The organism is Cupriavidus neocaledonicus, assembly GCF_000372525.1.
Classification (GTDB): domain Bacteria; phylum Pseudomonadota; class Gammaproteobacteria; order Burkholderiales; family Burkholderiaceae; genus Cupriavidus; species Cupriavidus neocaledonicus.
The window spans coordinates 44,705-62,950 of record NZ_AQUR01000104.1; the positions used below are offsets into that span (position 1 = coordinate 44,705).

At 70.0% G+C, this 18,246-nt stretch carries 18 protein-coding genes; all 18 read right to left on the bottom strand.

All coding sequences use genetic code 11. The features are described from left to right. Window positions 1-174 precede the first annotated feature (174 nt). A complete protein-coding gene (locus A3AG_RS0122830; RefSeq protein WP_018007661.1) occupies window positions 175-1,164 on the bottom strand; it encodes an alpha/beta fold hydrolase in 990 nt (329 codons plus the stop codon). 83 nt (window positions 1,165-1,247) lie between these two features. After that, window positions 1,248-1,664: a gamma-glutamylcyclotransferase family protein gene (locus A3AG_RS0122835; protein WP_018007662.1), complete on the bottom strand. Its 417-nt coding sequence runs from the start codon at window positions 1,662-1,664 to the stop codon at window positions 1,248-1,250. Window positions 1,665-1,666: 2 nt separating this feature from the next. Then, window positions 1,667-2,164, bottom strand: a complete 498-nt coding sequence (gene rraA / locus A3AG_RS0122840; protein WP_018007663.1) for a ribonuclease E activity regulator RraA — start codon at window positions 2,162-2,164, stop codon at window positions 1,667-1,669. A 54-nt stretch (window positions 2,165-2,218) separates the two neighbouring features. After that, window positions 2,219-3,958, bottom strand: coding sequence for a thiamine pyrophosphate-binding protein (locus tag A3AG_RS0122845; RefSeq protein ID WP_018007664.1), 1,740 nt, complete (start codon window positions 3,956-3,958; stop codon window positions 2,219-2,221). Between the two features lie 49 nt (window positions 3,959-4,007). Further along, the gene (locus A3AG_RS0122850) at window positions 4,008-5,270 is read right to left on the bottom strand and encodes an MFS transporter (RefSeq protein WP_026164415.1); all 1,263 of its coding nucleotides are present in this window, start codon (window positions 5,268-5,270) and stop codon (window positions 4,008-4,010) included. A 151-nt stretch (window positions 5,271-5,421) separates the two neighbouring features. Further along, window positions 5,422-6,246, bottom strand: a complete 825-nt coding sequence (locus tag A3AG_RS0122855) for a LytR/AlgR family response regulator transcription factor (protein WP_018007665.1) — start codon at window positions 6,244-6,246, stop codon at window positions 5,422-5,424. A gap of 137 nt (window positions 6,247-6,383) precedes the next feature. After that, window positions 6,384-7,559 (bottom strand): sensor histidine kinase, encoded by a 1,176-nt coding sequence (locus A3AG_RS0122860; protein ID WP_018007666.1) that lies wholly within the window; start codon window positions 7,557-7,559, stop codon window positions 6,384-6,386. A 61-nt stretch (window positions 7,560-7,620) separates the two neighbouring features. After that, on the bottom strand, window positions 7,621-8,028 hold the full coding sequence (locus tag A3AG_RS0122865; RefSeq protein ID WP_018007667.1) for a DUF962 domain-containing protein: 408 nt from the start codon (window positions 8,026-8,028) through the stop codon (window positions 7,621-7,623). A gap of 247 nt (window positions 8,029-8,275) precedes the next feature. Then, window positions 8,276-9,220, bottom strand: a complete 945-nt coding sequence (locus tag A3AG_RS0122870; RefSeq protein WP_018007668.1) for a CysB family HTH-type transcriptional regulator — start codon at window positions 9,218-9,220, stop codon at window positions 8,276-8,278. After that, the gene (locus A3AG_RS0122875; RefSeq protein WP_018007669.1) at window positions 9,217-10,329 is read right to left on the bottom strand and encodes a sulfate/molybdate ABC transporter ATP-binding protein; all 1,113 of its coding nucleotides are present in this window, start codon (window positions 10,327-10,329) and stop codon (window positions 9,217-9,219) included. The genes A3AG_RS0122870 and A3AG_RS0122875 overlap by 4 nt, the downstream gene beginning before the upstream one ends. Next, window positions 10,326-11,267 (bottom strand): sulfate ABC transporter permease subunit CysW, encoded by a 942-nt coding sequence (cysW, locus tag A3AG_RS0122880; RefSeq protein WP_018007670.1) that lies wholly within the window; start codon window positions 11,265-11,267, stop codon window positions 10,326-10,328. The genes A3AG_RS0122875 and cysW overlap by 4 nt, the downstream gene beginning before the upstream one ends. Before the next feature lies 1 nt (window position 11,268). Beyond that, window positions 11,269-12,237 carry a sulfate ABC transporter permease subunit CysT gene (cysT, locus tag A3AG_RS0122885; RefSeq protein ID WP_018007671.1) on the bottom strand — a complete coding sequence of 323 codons (969 nt, stop codon included), beginning with the start codon at window positions 12,235-12,237 and terminating at the stop codon, window positions 11,269-11,271. 158 nt (window positions 12,238-12,395) lie between these two features. Beyond that, entirely contained in the window at window positions 12,396-13,067 is a 672-nt protein-coding gene (locus A3AG_RS0122890) for an RBBP9/YdeN family alpha/beta hydrolase (RefSeq protein ID WP_018007672.1), read from the bottom strand. Beyond that, window positions 13,064-13,936: an EAL domain-containing protein gene (locus A3AG_RS0122895; RefSeq protein WP_018007673.1), complete on the bottom strand. Its 873-nt coding sequence runs from the start codon at window positions 13,934-13,936 to the stop codon at window positions 13,064-13,066. The genes A3AG_RS0122890 and A3AG_RS0122895 overlap by 4 nt, the downstream gene beginning before the upstream one ends. Window positions 13,937-14,120: 184 nt before the next feature. After that, complete coding sequence (locus A3AG_RS0122900; RefSeq protein ID WP_018007674.1) at window positions 14,121-15,053, bottom strand: ATP-binding cassette domain-containing protein; 933 nt, start codon at window positions 15,051-15,053, stop codon at window positions 14,121-14,123. A gap of 35 nt (window positions 15,054-15,088) precedes the next feature. Then, entirely contained in the window at window positions 15,089-15,892 is an 804-nt protein-coding gene (gene ssuC / locus A3AG_RS0122905) for an aliphatic sulfonate ABC transporter permease SsuC (protein ID WP_018007675.1), read from the bottom strand. Between the two features lie 15 nt (window positions 15,893-15,907). Beyond that, complete coding sequence (ssuD, locus tag A3AG_RS0122910) at window positions 15,908-17,080, bottom strand: FMNH2-dependent alkanesulfonate monooxygenase (protein ID WP_018007676.1); 1,173 nt, start codon at window positions 17,078-17,080, stop codon at window positions 15,908-15,910. Between the two features lie 30 nt (window positions 17,081-17,110). Continuing rightward, window positions 17,111-18,139: a sulfonate ABC transporter substrate-binding protein gene (locus A3AG_RS0122915; RefSeq protein WP_018007677.1), complete on the bottom strand. Its 1,029-nt coding sequence runs from the start codon at window positions 18,137-18,139 to the stop codon at window positions 17,111-17,113. Window positions 18,140-18,246 lie beyond the last annotated feature (107 nt).

The following is an 18,246-nucleotide window of genomic DNA, read 5'->3' on the forward strand; positions in this document are numbered from 1 at the left end:
GGTGCCATACCAAGATTTATTTCACTTAATAATCAATGGCTTGTACTAAATATTTCATGATGCGGGACAGAATCTTTCATCATGAGAAATGACGTTGTGCCGCGCAAACCGGCATTTTTGCGGTCCAAAACTATTTTCCACATCGTGAAAAATAGCCGGATGTGGCGCAAGCTGCTAGCGGAGCCGACTCGCCTGCAGCGCCGCGGACGCCGTCGCGCCTTCGATATGGCCGACAAATTCGCCGACCATGGCCGCAAACCCCGCCGGGTCGGCCAACGGCAGCCAGTGTTGCGCCGGCACGGCGCGGCGCCACAGTTGCGAAGTCCACGCGTGCATGCCTTCCGTGACCGCGGGCGTCACGTAACGGTCGTGCAGCGGCACGATCAGCTGCACCGGGGCATCCGCAGGACGGCGGCGTGGCGCGCGCAATACCGGCAGGATATTGGCGCGGTACAGGCGCACGCCGTGGCACCCGTCCGCGGTCTGGGTCGGGTTCGGCCTGGCGCGCACACCCTCGGTCCGGCGCAGGTAGCGCGGCCAGGCCCGCCCCAGCCAAAGCCGCCACGCCAGTTCGGGCAGCCACGGCAGGTGGAACACGCCGATGTACCACGACGCCATCAGCTGGCGCAGCACCTGGCCCAGCGCCGCCAGCGAGCGCTGCCCGCGTAGTTCGCGCAGCGCGATGGCCGCGTGGTCCAGGCACGGGCCGGAGCACGAGGTGAACGAGGCAATGCGCCCCCGCAGGCGTGGATCGGTAACGAATTCCCAGCCCTGGATCGATCCCCAGTCGTGGCCGACCAGGTGCACCGCGCGCTGCGGCGACACCGCATCGATCACGGCGATGAAGTCGTCGGCCAGCTTCTGCAGCCGGTAGGCCGCGGTTCCCTGCGGTGCGGTCGAGCGCCCGGCGCCGCGCACGTCGTAGGCCACCACGTCGAAGCGCCCGGCCAGTCGCGCCGCCACGGCGTGCCAGACTTCACTGTTATCGGGATAGCCGTGCACCAGCACGATGGTCGGCCGCATCGGCCCGGGCTCGCCCCAGCGGGTAACGGCCAGACGCACGTCGCCGGCGTCGATGCAGCACGCTTGCTGTGGGATGTGCTGTGGGATGTGTGGCGGGAGGTGCGGCAGGACTTGCGGAGCATGCATGGCCGTCGGTTCCATCGTTCGATGTCATGGTTGGCCATGCTACGCAAAAGCAAACGGCGCCGCGAATGGGCGCCGCCTGTTTGAAACGCGTGCGAAATTCAGGCCACGCCCGTATCGCGGGCGCGGCGATAGGCTACCCAGTCGCCGCTGTCGATACGCGGCAGCGCGGCGGCCGCGGCGTCGGCCACCGGATACAGCAGGCAGGCGACCGGCTGGCCATTGCACTGCACCGCCCGTTGCTCGCGCACGAACAGCGTGGCCTGGCCCGGATAGACCTCCTCGATCTCGTCCAGCACCGGCAGCAGGGCGTCGGCAATCTCGTAGATATCGCCGACCACCGGCCCGCCGCCGGCATCCAGCACCAGGCCGGGATAAGTGCCGAAGTCATAAAGCCTGCCGGCCACCGTGCCCGTGCCCAGCAGCGTGGGCGCGGCAATGCCGTGGCGCAGCGCCGCGGCGTTCAGGTCGTTGACCTCGCCGGCGCGCAGCGTGCCGTAGACGAAGACGCGCGGCATGCTCAGCGCTCCAGCGGTTCGTCGGCGACCAGGATCCCGTCGACATCGACATAGATCCAGTCACCCGGGCGCACCACCGCGCCCGGCATCTGCACCGCGACCTCGCGCTCGCCCACGTTGCGCTTCTGGCTCTTCTGCGGATGTGCGGCCAGCGCGCGGATGCCGATGTCGCACACGTCCAGCTCGGCGGTATCGCGGACGCAGCCGTTGACGACGATGCCGACCCAGCCGTTCTTCTCCGCCAGCAGACCCAGGTTGCCGCCTACCAGCGCGCAGCGCAGCGAGCCGCCGCCGTCGATCACCAGCACCCGCCCCTGCCCCGGCGACTCCAGCGTGCTGCGCACCAGCGAGTTGTCTTCGAACACCTTGAGCGTCGCCGCGGGACCGGCAAACGCCGGCTGCTTGCCGAAGGCGCGGAACACCGGCGCCATCACGCGCAGCGTGCCCGTGGCCAGGCGGTCTTCATGCGCGTCGCACAGGTCGGTGGTGACGGGCTTCATCTACGGTCTCCTGATAAAAAAATCCATGTATTCCGTGGTGCAGGCGGTACGGCTTCAGGGCTTGCGGCTGGCCAGCGCCTGCGCGCGGATCGCGCTCAGTGTGGTGCGCGGCGTGATCACGTCCGGATCCACCTGGATCTCGATCAGCGTCGACACCGGCGCGGCCAGCGCCTCGCGCAAGGCCGGCGCAAAGGCATCTGTAGTGGTCACGGTGGCACCGCGTGCCCCATAGGCGCGCGCCAGTGCGGCAAAGTCGGGGTTGCGCAGCTCGGTGCCGGACACATGCGTGGGGTATTCGCGTTCCTGGTGCATGCGGATGGTGCCGTACATGCCGTTGTTGACGACGATGATAATCACCGGCGCCTGGTATTGCATCGACGTAGCCAGTTCCTGGCCATTCATCAGGAAACAGCCGTCGCCTGCCAGCGCCACCACGGTGCGCTGCGGGAAGGCGATCTTGGCGCCGACCGCGGCCGGCACGCCGTAGCCCATCGCGCCGCTGGTCGGCGCCAGCTGGCCGCGGCCGCCGCTGGTGAACGGGCGATAGTGGAAATAGCGGTGCAGCCAGCCGGCATAGTTGCCGGCGCCATTGGTCACCACCGCGTCGGCCGGCAGCAGCTGGTCCAGCGTGCGGATGACTTCGGCCATGTCGACGCCCTGCCCGGTGAACGGCGGCGGCTGCAGGTAGCGTTCATAGTCGGCATGCGCCGCTTCGGTCCAGGCTTTCCAGCGCGGCACGGCCTGCGGCTGCAGGCCCGCCAGGCGCGCGGCAATGGCCGGCATCGACGCCTGGATCATCAGGTCGGCCTGGTACACGCTGCCCAGCTCTTCCGCACCGGCATGCACATGGACCAGCGTCTGCGCCGGCCGCGGCGCCGCGATCAGCGCGTAGCCGCCGGTGGTCATCTCGCCCAGGCGCGGGCCGATCGCGAGCACCAGGTCGGCCTTGCGGATGCGTTCGGCCAGCGCGGGATTGATGCCGATGCCGACATCGCCGGCGTAGTTGGGGTGGCGGTTGTCGAACAGGTCCTGGCCGCGGAAGGCACAGCCCACCGGCAGCGCGAAGCGCTCGGCAAAGGCCTGCAGGTCGGCGCAGGCCTGCGGGGTCCAGCCGCTGCCGCCGGCCAGCACGAACGGGCGCTCGGCGGCGTGCAGCATTTCGGCCAGCCGCGCCAGCCCGGCCTCGCCGGGCCAGGCCATGACGCGCTGGTACGCCTGCAGCTGCGGCACCGCTGCGCTTTGCGCCAGCATGTCCTCGGGCAGCGCCAGCACCACCGGGCCGGGCCGGCCCGAGGTGGCGGTCTGGTAGGCGCGCGCGATGTATTCCGGAATGCGTTCGACCCGGTCGATCTGCGCCACCCACTTGGCCATCTGGCCGAACATGCGGCGGTAGTCGATTTCCTGGAAGGCCTCGCGGTCCATGAAATCGGTGCCGACCTGGCCGATAAACAGGATCATCGGGGTCGAGTCCTGGAACGCGGTATGCACGCCGATGCTGGCATTGGTGGCGCCGGGCCCGCGCGTGCAGAACGCCAGCCCGGGGCGTCCGGTCAGCTTGCCGTAGGCCTCGGCCATCACCGCGGCCCCGCCCTCCTGGCGGCAGACGATGAAGCGAAGCCGGTCGCGGCGGCGGTGGAAGCCGTCGAGCACCGCCAGGTAGCTTTCGCCCGGCACGCCGAAGGCCAGCTCGGCGCCGTGCGCGAGCAGCGCATCGACCAGGATATGGCCGCCCGGCAGCGGCGTGTCGCGCTCGGTGTCTTCAGGCTGGGTGGCGTTGGCCGGCGTCATTGGCATGGAAACGTTCCTCGGGCAAGCGGATTCGGATGGCGGCGGGCTGGCCGGGCTAGGCGGCCTCCGCCCGGGCCGCGGACCGGCTGCGCGAGCGGTTGCCATTGCCCACCGTCACCGCGGTGAAGATCGACAGCAGCTGGAAGCCGCCGATCATGAAGAAGACCCAGGCCGGCAGCCTGGCATCCATCAGCGCGCCGAAGAACAGCGGGCCGCAGGCCAGGCCGATATCCAGCCCCGAGTAGACCACGCCGTAGACGCGCCCGGTGGCGCCGGCCGGCGCGGCCGCGCGCACCAGCAGGTCGCGCGAGGGCCCGGCGGTGCCGGCGCCGAAGCCGATCACGCCCATCAGCACCGGCACCAGCAGCGCCGGCACCAGGTTCAGCCCCACCAGCACCGCCATCAGGCCCGACACGGTGAAGCTGACCGCGATCAGCCGGTCATGGTTGCTGGTGCGGCTGGCGGCAAAGCCGCCGACGATCATGCCGCCGGCACTGCACAGCATGTAGACGGTGTACGACGCCGTGGCCAGCGTGAACGGCATGCCGTACAGGTAGGTCAGCGCGGTGGGCGCGAAGCTCTGGATGCCGGCGGCGGAAAACGTGGTCAGCAGGAAGAAGCCCCAGCACACCCACACCTGCGGCAGGCGCAGGAAGCCCAGCACGCTCCCGTCCGCTGCCGCCGCCCGGGCGGCGGGCCGGCCCACGGCGCCCTGCACTTCGCGCGGGTCCAGCACGTGGCGCAGCGCCACCAGCACCGCCAGCACGATCAGGGCCACCGCCGACGCCGCCGCCAGCGCCACGCGCCAGCTGGCCAGGTTGGCGATCGCCACCAGGAACAGCGGCGCCGCGGCCCAGCCCAGGTTGCCGGAAATGCCGTGCACCGAGAACGCGTGTCCGAGGCGCGGCTGCGACACATGCTTGTTCAGCAGCGTGAAGTCGGCCGGATGGAACACGCCGTTGCCCAGCCCGGCCACCGCCGCGCCGAACAGCAGCCCGGCATAGCCGCCGCTGGCCGACAGCAGCAAGGCCGCGGCGCCCAGGCAGGCGAGCCCGCCGAACAGCACCGGCCGCGCGCCGAAGCGGTCGACCACGAAGCCGGACGCGGTCTGCACCACCGCCGAGACCGCGAAGAACACCGTCATCAGCAGGCCCAGCTCGGCATAGCTCAGCCCGAACTCGGCCTTGATCCACGGGAACAGCGGCGCCAGCAACAGGTGGTAGAAGTGCGAGACCCCATGCGCCAGCCCCACCAGCCCGATCACCTGGGCGTCGTGGCGAAGGGAATTTGGCGTGGGCTCGAGGGCGGCGGTGGACATGGCGCGGGCGGTCGGAGGGTGCTGCGGTGGGCCGGGCGGCGGGCAAAAAAATACGGGCCGAAGCCCGCATCATAGAGGAAAACCCCTGCCCGCTGCTGGCAGGTGCCGGCCACGCCGCCCGCGGCCTGGCGCTTCCTGCCGGCTCGCGCCCTCACATCTGCTTGAACAGGTGCGCGTACTGGCGCGCCACCGGCAGCAGTTCCGGCCGGTCGCGCAGCCGCAGCGACAGCCGGCCCAGCGACTGGTTGACCGCGCTGGCGACGCAGCCGATGTTGACCACGGTGCCGCGGTGCACCTGCCAGAAACGCTCGGGATCGAGCTGCTGCGTCAGCTCGCGCAGGCTGGTGCGGATCAGCGCCTCGCCGGCGCCCGAGACCACGTTGACGTACTTGTCGGTGGCTTCCAGGTAGATCACTTCGTCGACCGGGATGATGCGCACCTCCTGCCCCACCAGCGCCTTGATAAAGCGCAGGTACTGGCGTTGCGGCGCGCCGGCCGCGCCCGGCGTGGCGTGCTCGAGCGATTCCAGGCGCGCCAGCAGCTGGCCGAGCCGGTCGGTCTCGGCCACCGCCGCGTCATCCTCGCCGTCCTCCGCTTGCGCGGGCGCGGCCAGCCGGTCCTTCAGGCGCTGCACGGTCGCTTCCAGCCGTTCGCGCTGCACCGGCTTGAGCACGTAGTCGACCGCGGCACGCTCGAAGGCCTCCAGCGCAAACTGGTCGTAGGCGGTGACGAACACCACCAGCGGCGGGGTATCGAATTCGATCAGTTCGCGCGCCACGTCCATGCCGCTCATGCCGGGCATGCGGATATCGAGGAAGGCCACGCGCGGCTGGTGCTCGCGCGCCGCCGCCAGCGCCGCCACGCCGTCGTGGACCACGGACACCACCCTGGCTTCGGGCCACAGGGCCGCCAGTTCGGATTCCAGCACGCGGGCGAGCAGCGCTTCGTCGTCGGCAATCAGCAGGGTCGGGGTCATGGGGGCTTGATGGGGCTTGATGGGGCTTGATGGGGGCGTGGGAGCGTTGGCGTTCGCAGCTTCGTGGCGACCGCAGGCCCACCCGGGCGAAAACTGCAGCGCTTGTTCTTTTCAGGTGAACCGACAGCGCGTGCGCGTCAGAACCGTGACATGGCCGCGGCGGATACCGGCATGCCCTCCGGCACCGCGGTGACGGTCTGGGTCAGGGTTGGCGCCTCGGCCGGGCGCTCCAGCGGCAAGGTCAGCCGCACCACCACGCCGCGCGGCGTGTTCTCTTCCATCTGCATGGTCGCCGCCGCGCCGAAGATACGCGCCAGGCGCTCGCGCACATGGGTGATGCCCAGCCCCGAGCCCTTGCCCGAGGCATGGCCGAAGCCGACGCCGGTATCGGCGATCACCACCTGCACCGCATTGTCGCCGGCGGCGCGCGCCGACAGCCGGATATGGCCGCCGATCATGCAGGGTTCGATGCCGTGCGTGACGGCGTTTTCCACCAGCGGCTGGATCAGCATCGGCGGGATTTCCACCTTCGCCAGCTCGCGCGGCAGGTCGATGTCATACGACAGCCGCTGGCCGAAACGCATGGCCTGGATCTCGAGATAGCTGCGCAGCAGCTCGAACTCCTGCCGCAGCGTGCATTGCTCGGCGCGGGTGTGCGCCAGCGACATGCGCAGGAAGCCGATCAGCCGCTGCAGCAGCTGCCGCGCCGCGGGCGGATCAGTGGCGATCAGGCCGTCGAGGTTGGCCAGCGAGTTGAACAGGAAGTGCGGCTCGATCTGCGCCTGCAGCGCCATCAGCTGCGCTCGCACCAGCTGCTTTTCGGCTTCCTCGCGCTGCAGCGCGTCCAGCGCCGCCTGCCGCTCCAGCGACGCCAGCTTCTCGCGCGACCAGTAGAAATAGATCATCGACGCCGCCGCCAGCATGCCCACCACCAGGCACATGCGCAGCATGCCGCCGGCCTCGTCGGCCGACTTGGGCGGGAGATCCAGCACCACGCGCGTGGCCCAGCTGCCGAACACCACGCCCGCGGGCACGGCCGCGGCGGCGAGCAGCAGGAAAGGCCAGCGGCGCGGGCGGTCGTTCCACCAGATCACCACGCGCGGGATGTCGATCAGGGCCCAGATCGACAGGCCGATCAGCTGGCTGTAGACGAAGTTGTGCCACAGCGTGCCGCCGGTCTGGAAGCCGTAGTTCAGGCTGATGGCGATCACCGAGTTCATGCACAGCACGAACAGCAGGTCGCGCCCGAGGATATTCAGGCGGGACGGAATGGCGGTGCAGGCGTGTGAGAAGCAGCGGTCCATGGCGTTCATGTTAGCGCGGCTTTCGCCGCGCGCAATACAGCGGGTGATGTGATCCCGACATCGAGATGCGTCAGCCGCCCTGCCCGGTCACATCGCCAGACCGCGCGGGTGCGGGCGCAGGCGCCGTGCCGCGGCCCGTCAGCGCGCGCCACCATTGCCCGGACAGCACATAGCGGGGAAAGGTGATCCACTGCTCGGCCAGGATCCGACCCGCGATATCGGCCGGCCCGGCAAACGGCTCCGGCGCATGGGCTTCCAGCCGGTGGCCGCGGCCCTGCAGCGCCATCGACATGCCCAGGCATACCAGCCCCAGCGCGAGCGCCGGCAGGTTCAGGCGCAGCAGGCCGTAGAGGCTCAGCACGGTGCCGCCCATGAACATCGGCACGGCCACGATATGCAGCAGCAGGTTGCGGGGATGCTGGTGGTTGCGGGCATAGCCGCGCCACTGCCAGCGCAGCAGCGGTTCGTCGTCACGCATGATCGTCTCTCTCTCCCTTGCCCGGTCCTTGCCGACCGGCGGCCGTGCGCAAGCTTTGTTGCGCTGCGGTACGCGTGCGCCGCCAGGGCGGAATGCCAGCGCGGGCACGTGCAGGGAATGTACCCCGCGGCGGGGGTGGAAGAAAGTCTGTTGCGACGAACGGCGGGCACGGGGTGCGAACGGCACCGGGGGGGTGCGGACGGCGTACCCGCCGACCGCCGCGGTGCCGCCGGCGCCGCGCGCCGGCTCAGGCGGTCAGAGCCTGGCGGTCCTGCTCGGACAGCGCGCTGCTGACGGTGTCGCGCGACAGGTGCGGCGCGAACATGTTGATAAAGGCGTGCGCATAGCCGCGCAGGTAGGCGCCGCGGCGCACCGCCACGCTGGTGGTGTTTGGCGCGAACAGGTGGTCGGCCGAAATCCGCACCAGCCCGGAATCCTTGCGTTCGTCATAGGCCATCGACGCAATGATGCCCACGCCCAGGTCGAGCTCGGCATAGGTCTTGATCACATCGGCATCCAGCGCCGTCAGCACGATCTCGGGCTGCAGGCCGGCCTCGGCAAAGGCGCTGTCGATCTTGCGGCGGCCGGTGAAGCCGGCGTCGTAGGTGATCAGCTGGAAGTTGGCGACGTCTTCGAGCGTCGGTTCCGGCAGGCGCGTCAGCGGATGGTCCGGCGACACCACCAGTACGTGCTGCCAGCTGTAGGCCTCGAACGACGTCAGCCCGGCCTCGCTCGCCAGCGCCTCGGTGGCGATGCCGATATCGGCCTGGCCGGTCAGCAGCAGCTCGACGATATGCGTGGGCGACGCCTCCTGCAGTGCCAGCGTCACATGCGGGTATTCGCGGCGGAAGGACTGCACCACGCGCGGCAAGGCATAGCGCGCCTGGGTGTGGGTGGTGGCGACGGTGAGCCGGCCGGTGTGGCGGCCGGCGTATTCGTCGCCGGCCTGGCGCAGGTTCTCGGCCTCGAGCAGCAGCCGCTCGACGATGCGCACGATCTCGCGGCCGGGCTCGGTCAGTCCGGTCAGGCGCTTGCCGTAGCGCTCGAAGATCTCCACCCCCAGCTCCTCCTCCAGTTCGCGGATCTGGCGCGACACGCCGGGCTGCGAGGTGTAGAGCGCGTTGGCGACCTCGGTCAGGTTGAACTGGCGGCGCACCGCCTCGCGGATCGAACGCAGTTGCTGGAAGTTCATCGTGCGGCCTCTTGTTTTTGGGTGGGGGCGGTGCCGTTGGCTTGCGTAAAGACGCGCAGCTGGCGCGGGCGCACGGCGAGCAGCTCGCCCTCGCGGAAGCCCGCGTGGCGGAAACGCTCGAGCGGCAGCGCCACCTCGATCACGTCCTGGTTGTCTTCGCGCTCGAGCTCGAGCTGCGCCACCGGGCCCAGCGTCAGCGCGCGGCGCAGCGTCACGGCAATGCCGTCGGCGCCGGGCGCATAGCGTTCCAGGTCCAGGTCGTGCGGGCGGACATAGGCGACCGCATCGCCGGCGGTCTCGTGGCCGCTGCCAACCACCGGCAGCACCGCCTCGCCGGTATGCAGCAGGCCGCCGCTCTCGCCCACTTCGAGCCGGCCGTGGAACAGGTTGACGTTGCCGAGGAAGCCGAACACGAAGGGCGTGGCCGGATGGTTGTAGACCGCCTCGGGCGAGCCGTACTGCTCGACGCGGCCGCGGTTCATCAGCACCACCTGGTCGGCCACCTCGAGCGCTTCTTCCTGGTCGTGCGTGACGAACACGCTGGTCACATGCAGCTCGTCGTGCAGGCGCCGCAGCCAGCGGCGCAGCTCCTTGCGCACCTTGGCGTCGAGCGCGCCGAACGGCTCGTCCAGCAGCAGCACGCGCGGCTCCACCGCCAGCGCGCGTGCCAGCGCGATGCGCTGGCGCTGGCCGCCCGACAGCTGCGCCGGGTAGCGGTCGGCGAGCCAGTCGAGCTGCACGAGATCGAGCAGCGCATGCACCTTCTCGCGGATCTGTGCTTCGCTGGGGCGCTCGGCGCGTGGCTTCACGCGCAGGCCGAAGGCGACGTTCTCGAACACGCTCATATGCTTGAACAGCGCGTAATGCTGGAACACGAAGCCAACCTGGCGCTGGCGCACGTGCTGGTCCGAGGCGTCGCGCCCAGCCAGCACGATCTGGCCCGCGTCGGCGCGCTCCAGGCCGGCGATGATGCGCAGCAGCGTGGTCTTGCCGCAGCCCGAAGGCCCCAGCAGCGCGGTCAGCTCGCCCTCGTCGAAATCGAGCGAGACATTGTCCAGCGCGACGAAATCGCCAAAGCGCTTCTCTACGTTCTTGACCTGGATGCTCATGATGCTTGTCCTTGCACTGAAGCCGGCAGGCTTGCCAGCGGCCGCTCGGGCGCGGCCTCTTCGGTTTCCTTGCGGGCGCGCCACTCCACCAGGGTCTTGATGCCGAGGGTCACCAGCGCCAGCAGGGTCAGCAGCGACGCCACCGCGAACGCGGCCGCGAAGTTGTACTCGTTGTAGAGGATCTCCACATGCAGCGGCATGGTGTTGGTCAGCCCGCGGATATGGCCCGACACCACCGACACCGCGCCGAACTCGCCCATGGCCCGCGCATTGCACAGGATCACGCCGTACAGCAGGCCCCAGCGGATATTGGGCAGCGTGATATGGCGGAAGGTCTGCCAGCCCGACGCGCCCAGCACGATCGCGGCCTCTTCCTCTTCGCTGCCCTGCGCCTGCATCAGCGGGATCAGCTCGCGCGCGACGAAGGGAAAGGTCACGAAGATGGTGGCCAGCACGATGCCCGGCACCGCGAACATGATCTTGATGTCGTGTGCTTGCAGCCACGGGCCGAGCCAGCCCTGCGCGCCGAACAGCAGCACGTAGACCAGGCCGGAGATCACCGGCGACACCGAGAACGGCAGGTCGATCAGCGTGATCAGCAGGTTCTTGCCGCGGAAGTCGAACTTGGCGATGGCCCATGCCGCCGCCACGCCGAACACCACGTTCAGCGGCACCGCGATCGCCGCCACCGTCAGCGTGAGCTGGATCGCGGCCAGCGCATCGGGCTCGACCAGCGCTTCCCAGTAGGTCTGCACGCCCTTGCGCAAGGCTTCATAGAACACCGACGCCAGCGGCACGAACAGGAACAGCGTCAGGAACAGCACCGCCACCGCGATCAGGGTGTAGCGCACCCATGGCGCCTCGCCGGTGGCGTCGTAGCGGTGATGGCCCCTGGCGCTGCCGTGCCCGCGCAGGCGTGCCGAGATTGCTCCGGCCATCTCAGAACTCCTTGCCCGCGGCGGGCGCTTCGGCAGCCAGCGCGGCGCGCGCACCGGACTGGTGGCGGCGCGTCCACGCCTGCAGCAGGTTGATCAGCAGCAGCAGCGCGAACGAGATCACCAGCATCACCACCGCCACCGCGGTGGCGCCGGCGTAGTCGTACTGCTCCAGCTTGGAGTAGATCATCAGCGGCGCGATCTCGGACACCATCGGCATGTTGCCGGAGATGAAAACCACCGAGCCGTACTCGCCGGTGGCGCGCGCGAACGACAGCGCAAACCCGGTCAGCAGCGCCGGCAGGATCGCCGGCAGGATCACGCGGCGGAAGGTCTGCAGCCGGTCGGCGCCGAGGCTGGCGGCGGCTTCCTCCAGTTCCTGCTCGACGTCTTCCAGCACAGGCTGCACCGTGCGCACCACGAACGGCAGGCCGATAAAGGTCAGCGCCACCACCACGCCCAGCGGCGTGAACGCGACCTTGATGCCGAGCGGCTCCAGGTAGCGGCCGATCCAGCCGTTGCCGGCGAACAGCGCGGTCAGCGCGATGCCGGCCACCGCGGTCGGCAGCGCGAACGGCAGGTCGACCAGCGCATCGATCAGGCGCTTGCCGACAAAGCGGTAGCGCACCAGCACCCACGCCACGATCAGCCCGAACACCGTATTGACGATGGCCGCGATCAGCGACGCGCCGAAGCTGAGCTGCAGCGACGCCACCACGCGCGGCGCCGTGATCGCGCTCCAGAACGCGTCCCACGTCATCGTGAAGGTCTTCAGGAACGTGGCCGACAGCGGCACCAGCACGATCAGCGTCAGGTAGAACAGCGTGAACCCGAGCGACAGGCCGAAGCCCGGCAGCACGGTGAAGCGCTGCCTGGACGGGTTGCGCGGCGCGCGCGCCGAACCGGACCCGGACTCGGGCGCGCGGGGCGCCGCCGGGGGCGGCGTGTGCGCCAGGGAGATGGATGGAGGCATGTCGTCTCGTCTGTGAGCGGTGCGCTGCCAGGCCAGATGCCCCGGCTCTTCGCACGCCGTTCTTATGACGCCAGCGCATATTGCGCCGGCCTACGAGACAGATTCTGCACACCCGGCTTTATAAAAAGAACGAATCTTTATGAATTTTCTTAGACGGTTTAGATATAAGGGACCGTCGAGGCGACTTCGACTCCCGCCTCCCAAGGGGTGCCTGCGGCACTTCCCGTGCCGGCATCGGCCGCCGCGCCGATGCGCTGCACCAGCGTATCGAGCAGCGCGAGGCCTTCGGGCCACTCGCCGAGTCCCGAATCGGCATTGATATGGCCCAGATGGCCCACGTCGACCAGTTCGCTGCCCCACAGCGTGCCCCACGAGAACGCGGTGCGCTGCGGCATCCACGGGTCGTTGCGGCTGGCCGCGAGGATGGTCGGGAATGGCAGCCGGTAGGCGGGCAGCAAGGCCGCCACGCCGAACTTGTCCGGATCGGCCGGCGCCACCAGCAACGCGCCGGCGATGCCGACCGGGTCCAGCGCCGCCTGGCGCAGCGTGGCCAGGCAGCCGAAGCTGTGCGCCACCAGCACGGCGCCGCGCGCGGCCACGCGCCGGGCCCGCATCACCCCTTCGGAAACGCGCTCGGCCCACAGCGGCAGGCTCGGGCGCGACCAGTCATGCTGCTCCACCCGCTGCCAGTCCGGAAACTGCTGTTCCCAGCGACTTTGCCAGTGCCCCGGGCCGCTGCCGTGCAAGCCGGGCACCGTCAGCACCTGCAGGTGGCGGGGAATGTCCAGCCGCGTGGCACGGCCGGGCGCGGTCCTGTCCGATGGCGTCATACCGGCTCCTCGTTCAGTGCATCCAACGTCGCGGCACGGGATGCCGCGCCTGATCGATCCGCCGCGCGCAGCGCGGCCGCATTTACCAGCCCGCCGGCAAAGGCGCCCTGGCCCAGGCCGATGCCGGCGGCCTGCAGGCGTTCGATGCTCTCGGCGTCCTGCAGGCGCCGCCCGATCAGCGTGACGCCGGCGCTGGCCGCGCTGGCGCGCAGCCCGGCCAGCTGGCGGTCGGTCCAGGTGCGGCGCATGTCCAGCTTGAGCCAGTCCGGCAGCGCATGCGCCATCAGCGCGCCGGCCTCGGCCGGATCCGAGGCCTGCAGGCTCACCGCGAAGCCGTTGCGCCGGTAGTTGCCGACCACATGCAGCAACAGCCCGAGATCGTCGTTGGCGCTGGCGGGGACCTGGATCACGAAGCGCTCCAGCGGCAATCCCAGCGACTGCAGCGCGCGCCGGAAGGCCGCGCCGTGGTCGTCGGCCACCGCGGCCAGCAGCCGGTTGTGCACGTTCAGCACCAGCTTGTGCTCGCCGTCCGCGGCAAAGTAGTTGATGGCATGCAACAGGCGCGAGAGCCGGTCCAGCGACACCAGCGTGTGATCGTCCGCCGCCATCGCGAACAGCTTCCACGCCGCCAGGCCGACACCGTCCTCGGCGTAGGTATGGACCGCGCCTTCATGCGCCACCACCTGCCGGTCCGCCAGCGTCACCAGCGGCTCGAACGCGCTGGTCAGCGAGCAGTTGAAGAACTGGCCCTGCACCTGCCCGCGCGCATCGCGCCACAATTGGCGGTCCGCCAGCGGCCGGCGCGGCAGCGATTCGAGATAGCGTTGGAGCGCAGACGCTGCGCCCGTGGGTTCATGCACGCCTGGCATGGTGATCCTTGGGTTGACCGGGCCGCTCGGGCCGGAGGTCTGATTGGTGATAGGGCAAGCGCGACGCCGGCGGCCGCCTGCCTGCTCATGATAGGAGCCCGGCGGGCGCCGGCGTATGAAGATTTAGCACTGTCGATATGCGCCGCGCGGCACTACCGCGCAGGTTTGGCCGGCCGCGCTCCGGTCACGCCGCCCAGCTCACATTCAGCGGCGCGGGTGCGGCGGGTGCGGCGGGCGCGGCGGCTGCGGCCGGCTGCGCGCCCGCCGGCGGCGACGGCCGCATCACCCGCTGCAGCACCTCGGCTTCCAGTTGCGCAAAGCCCGCGGCGCCACGTTCGCGCGGACGCGCCAGCGCCACGCGCGTGTCCATGGCGATGCGGCCGTCCTCGATCAGCACGATGCGGTCAGCCAGCGCCACCGCTTCGGAGACATCGTGCGTGACCAGCAGCGCGGTGAAGCCCAGCCTGCGCCACAGCGATTCGATCAGGGCCTGCATTTCGATGCGCGTCAGCGCATCCAGCGCGCCCAGCGGTTCGTCGAGCAGCAACAGCTGCGGGTGGTGCACCAGCGCGCGCGCCAGTGCCACGCGCTGGCGCTGGCCGCCGGACAGCCGTGCCGGCCACGCCTGCGCGCGGTCGGCCAGCCCGACCTGCGCCAGCACCTGCGCCGCTTCGGCGCGGCGTGCGCGCGGCAGGCCCAGCGCCACGTTGTCCAGCACGCGCTTCCAGGGCAGCAGCCGCGCGTCCTGGAACATCACGCGCACGTCCGCCGGCCGCGCGCGGCTCGTGGGGCCCAGGGCAGCGGCCTCGCCATCGATGGCGATGCTGCCGCCGTCGGCCGCCTCGAGCCCGGCCACCAGCCGCAGCAAGGTGCTCTTGCCACAGCCGCTGCGCCCGACGATGGCCAGGAACTCACCCGGCGCAACATCCAGCGCCACATCATGCAGCACGGTGCGGCCGTCGTAGCGCTTGACCACCTGCTTCACGCGCAGCGCCACGCCGCCCGCCGCGTTTTTGCCGGGCGCCTCGGGCACCACGGCCGCAGCGGGCGCCTCGCGCCGCGCCAGGCCCGCCTCCAGCTCGGCCAGCGCCGCCTGTTCCACCGGATACATCTGCATCTCGATCTCCTTGCCTTGATTGGGTGCCGCGCCGCTCAGGCCGCGGCGTAGCCGGGGTGCCAGCGCAGCCAGTAGCGCTCCAGCCCGCGCGACAGCCAGTCGGCCAGCTTGCCCAGCAGCGCATAGAGCAGGATGCCGACCAGCACCACGTCGGTTTGCAGGAACTCGCGCGCATTCATGGTCATGTAGCCGATGCCCGACTGCGCGGAGATGGTCTCCGCGACGATCAGCACCACCCACATCAGCCCCAGCGCAAAGCGCACGCCCACCAGGATCCCCGGCAGCGCGCCGGGCAGGATCACCTCGCGATACAGCTGCCAGCCGGACAGGCCGTAGCTGCGCGCCATCTCCACCAGCCCCGCGTCGACCGAGCGGATGCCGTGGTAGGTGTTCAGGTACACCGGGAAGAACACGCCCAGCGACACCAGGAACAGCTTGGCGCTTTCGTCGATGCCGAACCACAGGATCACCAGCGGGATCAGCGCCAGCGCCGGGATGTTGCGCACCATCTGCAGCGTGCTGTCCAGCAGCGTGTCGGCGCTGCGGAAGGTGCCCGTCAGCAGCCCCAGCAGCAGGCCCAGCCCGCCGCCGATGGCAAACCCCAGCAGCGCGCGCCAGGTGCTGACGCCGACGTGCCGCCATAGTTCTCCTGAGCGCGCCAGTTCCCACGCGGCCTGCACCACGGCCAGCGGGGCCGGCAGCACGCGGCTGGACAGCCAGCCGTGCTGCGACGCCAGCTGCCACGCAACGATCAGCAGCATCGGCACGATCCACGGCGCGGCCGCGCGCCACAATGCCTGCGGCGCCTGGCGCGGCGGTGGCAATAGCGGAGTCGTCATGGTTGCCCCTCCCCCTCAGCTTTGCGCGGCACGCGGCACGATGCCGGTCGCCATGACTTCACCGAACGGGCCGGACAGCACCTTGCCGGGCAGGTTGTCGAACTTCGCGCGCACCGCGCGCGGCAGCAGCGGGAACACCAGTTCGGCGAAACGGTAGGCTTCTTCGAGGTGCGGATAGCCGGACAGCACGAAGGTGTCGATGCCCAGCGCGGCGTATTCGCGCAGGCGCTCGGCCACGGTATGCGGGTCGCCCACCAAGGCGGTGCCGGCGCCGCCACGCACCAGCCCGACGCCGGCCCACAGGTTGGGGCTGATCTCCAGCGCTTCGCGCGTGCGGCGCGTGCCGCCCGCGTGCAGCGCGGCCATGCGGCGCTGGCCCTCGGAATCCATGTTGGCGAACACGGCCTGCGCGCGCGCCACGGTGTCGTCGTCGAGCCGGCTGATCAGGTCCTCGGCCGCGGCCCATGCGGCGGCATCGGTTTCGCGCACGATCACATGCAGCCGGATGCCGAACTTCACCGTGCGGCCGTGGCGCGCGGCATGGCGGCGCACGTCGTCCAGCTTCTGCGCCACCGCCGCGGGCGGCTCGCCCCAGGTCAGGTAGGTATCGACCTGCTCGCCCGCCAGCGCATGCGCCGGCGCCGACGAGCCGCCGAAGTACACCGGCGGATGCGGCCGCTGCAGCGGCGGGTAGAGCACGGTGGCGCCCTTCACGCTCAGGTGACTGCCGTCGTAATCGACCTTATCCCCGTCATGGCTGGCGGCCAGCACCTGGCGCCAGATGCGCAGGAATTCCGCCGAGGCCTCGTAGCGCGCGGTGTGGTCGAGAAACAGGCCGTCGCCCTCCAGCTCGGCGCGATCGCCGCCGGTGACGAGGTTGATCAGCAAGCGGCCACTGGAGATGCGGTCGAAAGTCGCGGCCATGCGCGCGGCCAGGGTCGGTGCCATCAGGCCCGGGCGCACCGCAACCAGGAACTTCAGGCGCTGCGTGACCGCGGCCAGCGCCGATGCCACCACCCACGGGTCTTCGCACGAGCGGCCCGTCGGGATCAGCACGCCTTCATAGCCGAGCGTGTCGGCGGCAACGGCGACCTGGCTGAGGTAATCGAAGCCGACCGCGCGCGCGCCTTCGGAAGTGCCCAGGTAGCGGCTGTCGCCGTGGGTGGGGATGAACCAGAATACTTGCATGTCGTGTTCCTGTTGTTGTTGACCGCCGTGTCAGCGCCGGGCCTGCTGCTGCGGCGCGGCCCAGCGCGCCTCGGCAACCTTGACCGGCTTGGGAATCAGCTTCAGCGCGTGAAACGCATCGGCAATGCGTTGCTGCTCGGCCAGTACCTCGGCGCTGACCGGGCGCGCGCCGTACGAGAAGCGCGACACCGCAAGCGCGAGCACCTCGGCCGGCAGTCCGGTTTCATCGGTAAGCACCGTGGTGGCCTCCTTCGGGTGCTGTTGCGCCCAGGTCCCCAACGTGGCCAGTTCCTCCAGGATCAGGCTGACGATCTCCGGCCGGGCCTGGGCGTAGGGGCGCGACGCCAGGTAAAACTGATGGTTGCTGACCACGTTCCTGCCGTCCGCACCGCGGCCATCGGCCAGCACGCGCGCGCCCAGCTGCTTTTCGGCGGCGGCCAGGAACGGGTCCCAGATCACCCACGCATCGACGGCGCCGCGCTCGAAGGCGGCGCGCGCATCGGCCGGCGGCAGGTAGACCGGCTGGATCTCGCTGTAGGGAATGCCGGCCTGCTCCAGCTGCCGCACCAGCAGGTAATGCACATTCGAGCCCTTGTTCAGCGCCACGCGCTTGCCGCGCAGGTCGGCCACCGAGCGCAGCGCCGAGCCCCTGGGCACGACGATGGCCTCGGCCACCGGCGCCGGTGGCTCGTTGCCGACATAGGCCAGCTGCGCGCCCGCGGCCTGCGCAAAGATCGGCGGCGCCTCGCCGACGGTGCCGAAGTCGATGGCGCCGACATTGAGCCCCTCGAGCAGTTGCGGCCCTGCCGGAAACTCGGTCCACCTGACGCTGATGCCTTGCGGCGCGAGGCGCTTTTCCAGCGTGCCGCGCGCCTTCAGCAGCGTCAGCGTGCCGTACTTCTGGTAGCCGATGCGCAGCACCTTGGGATCGATATGGTTCGACTGCGCCTCGGCGCGGCCGGGCAGCAGCCCGTAGGCCAGGCCAGTGGCAAGCACCAGCGCGGCGGTAATGAGTCGGCGGCGCTGGCTCGCGGTGCGCAGCGGGTTGGTCGTTGTCATGTGAAGTCCTCCTGGGCCCGCGTCGTTGTGCTGCGGGCCGCGATCGATGTCCGGGATGGTTGCGGCAGCACGTCGCCCTGCCGGCCCCGCGTGGCGGGCGGCATCGC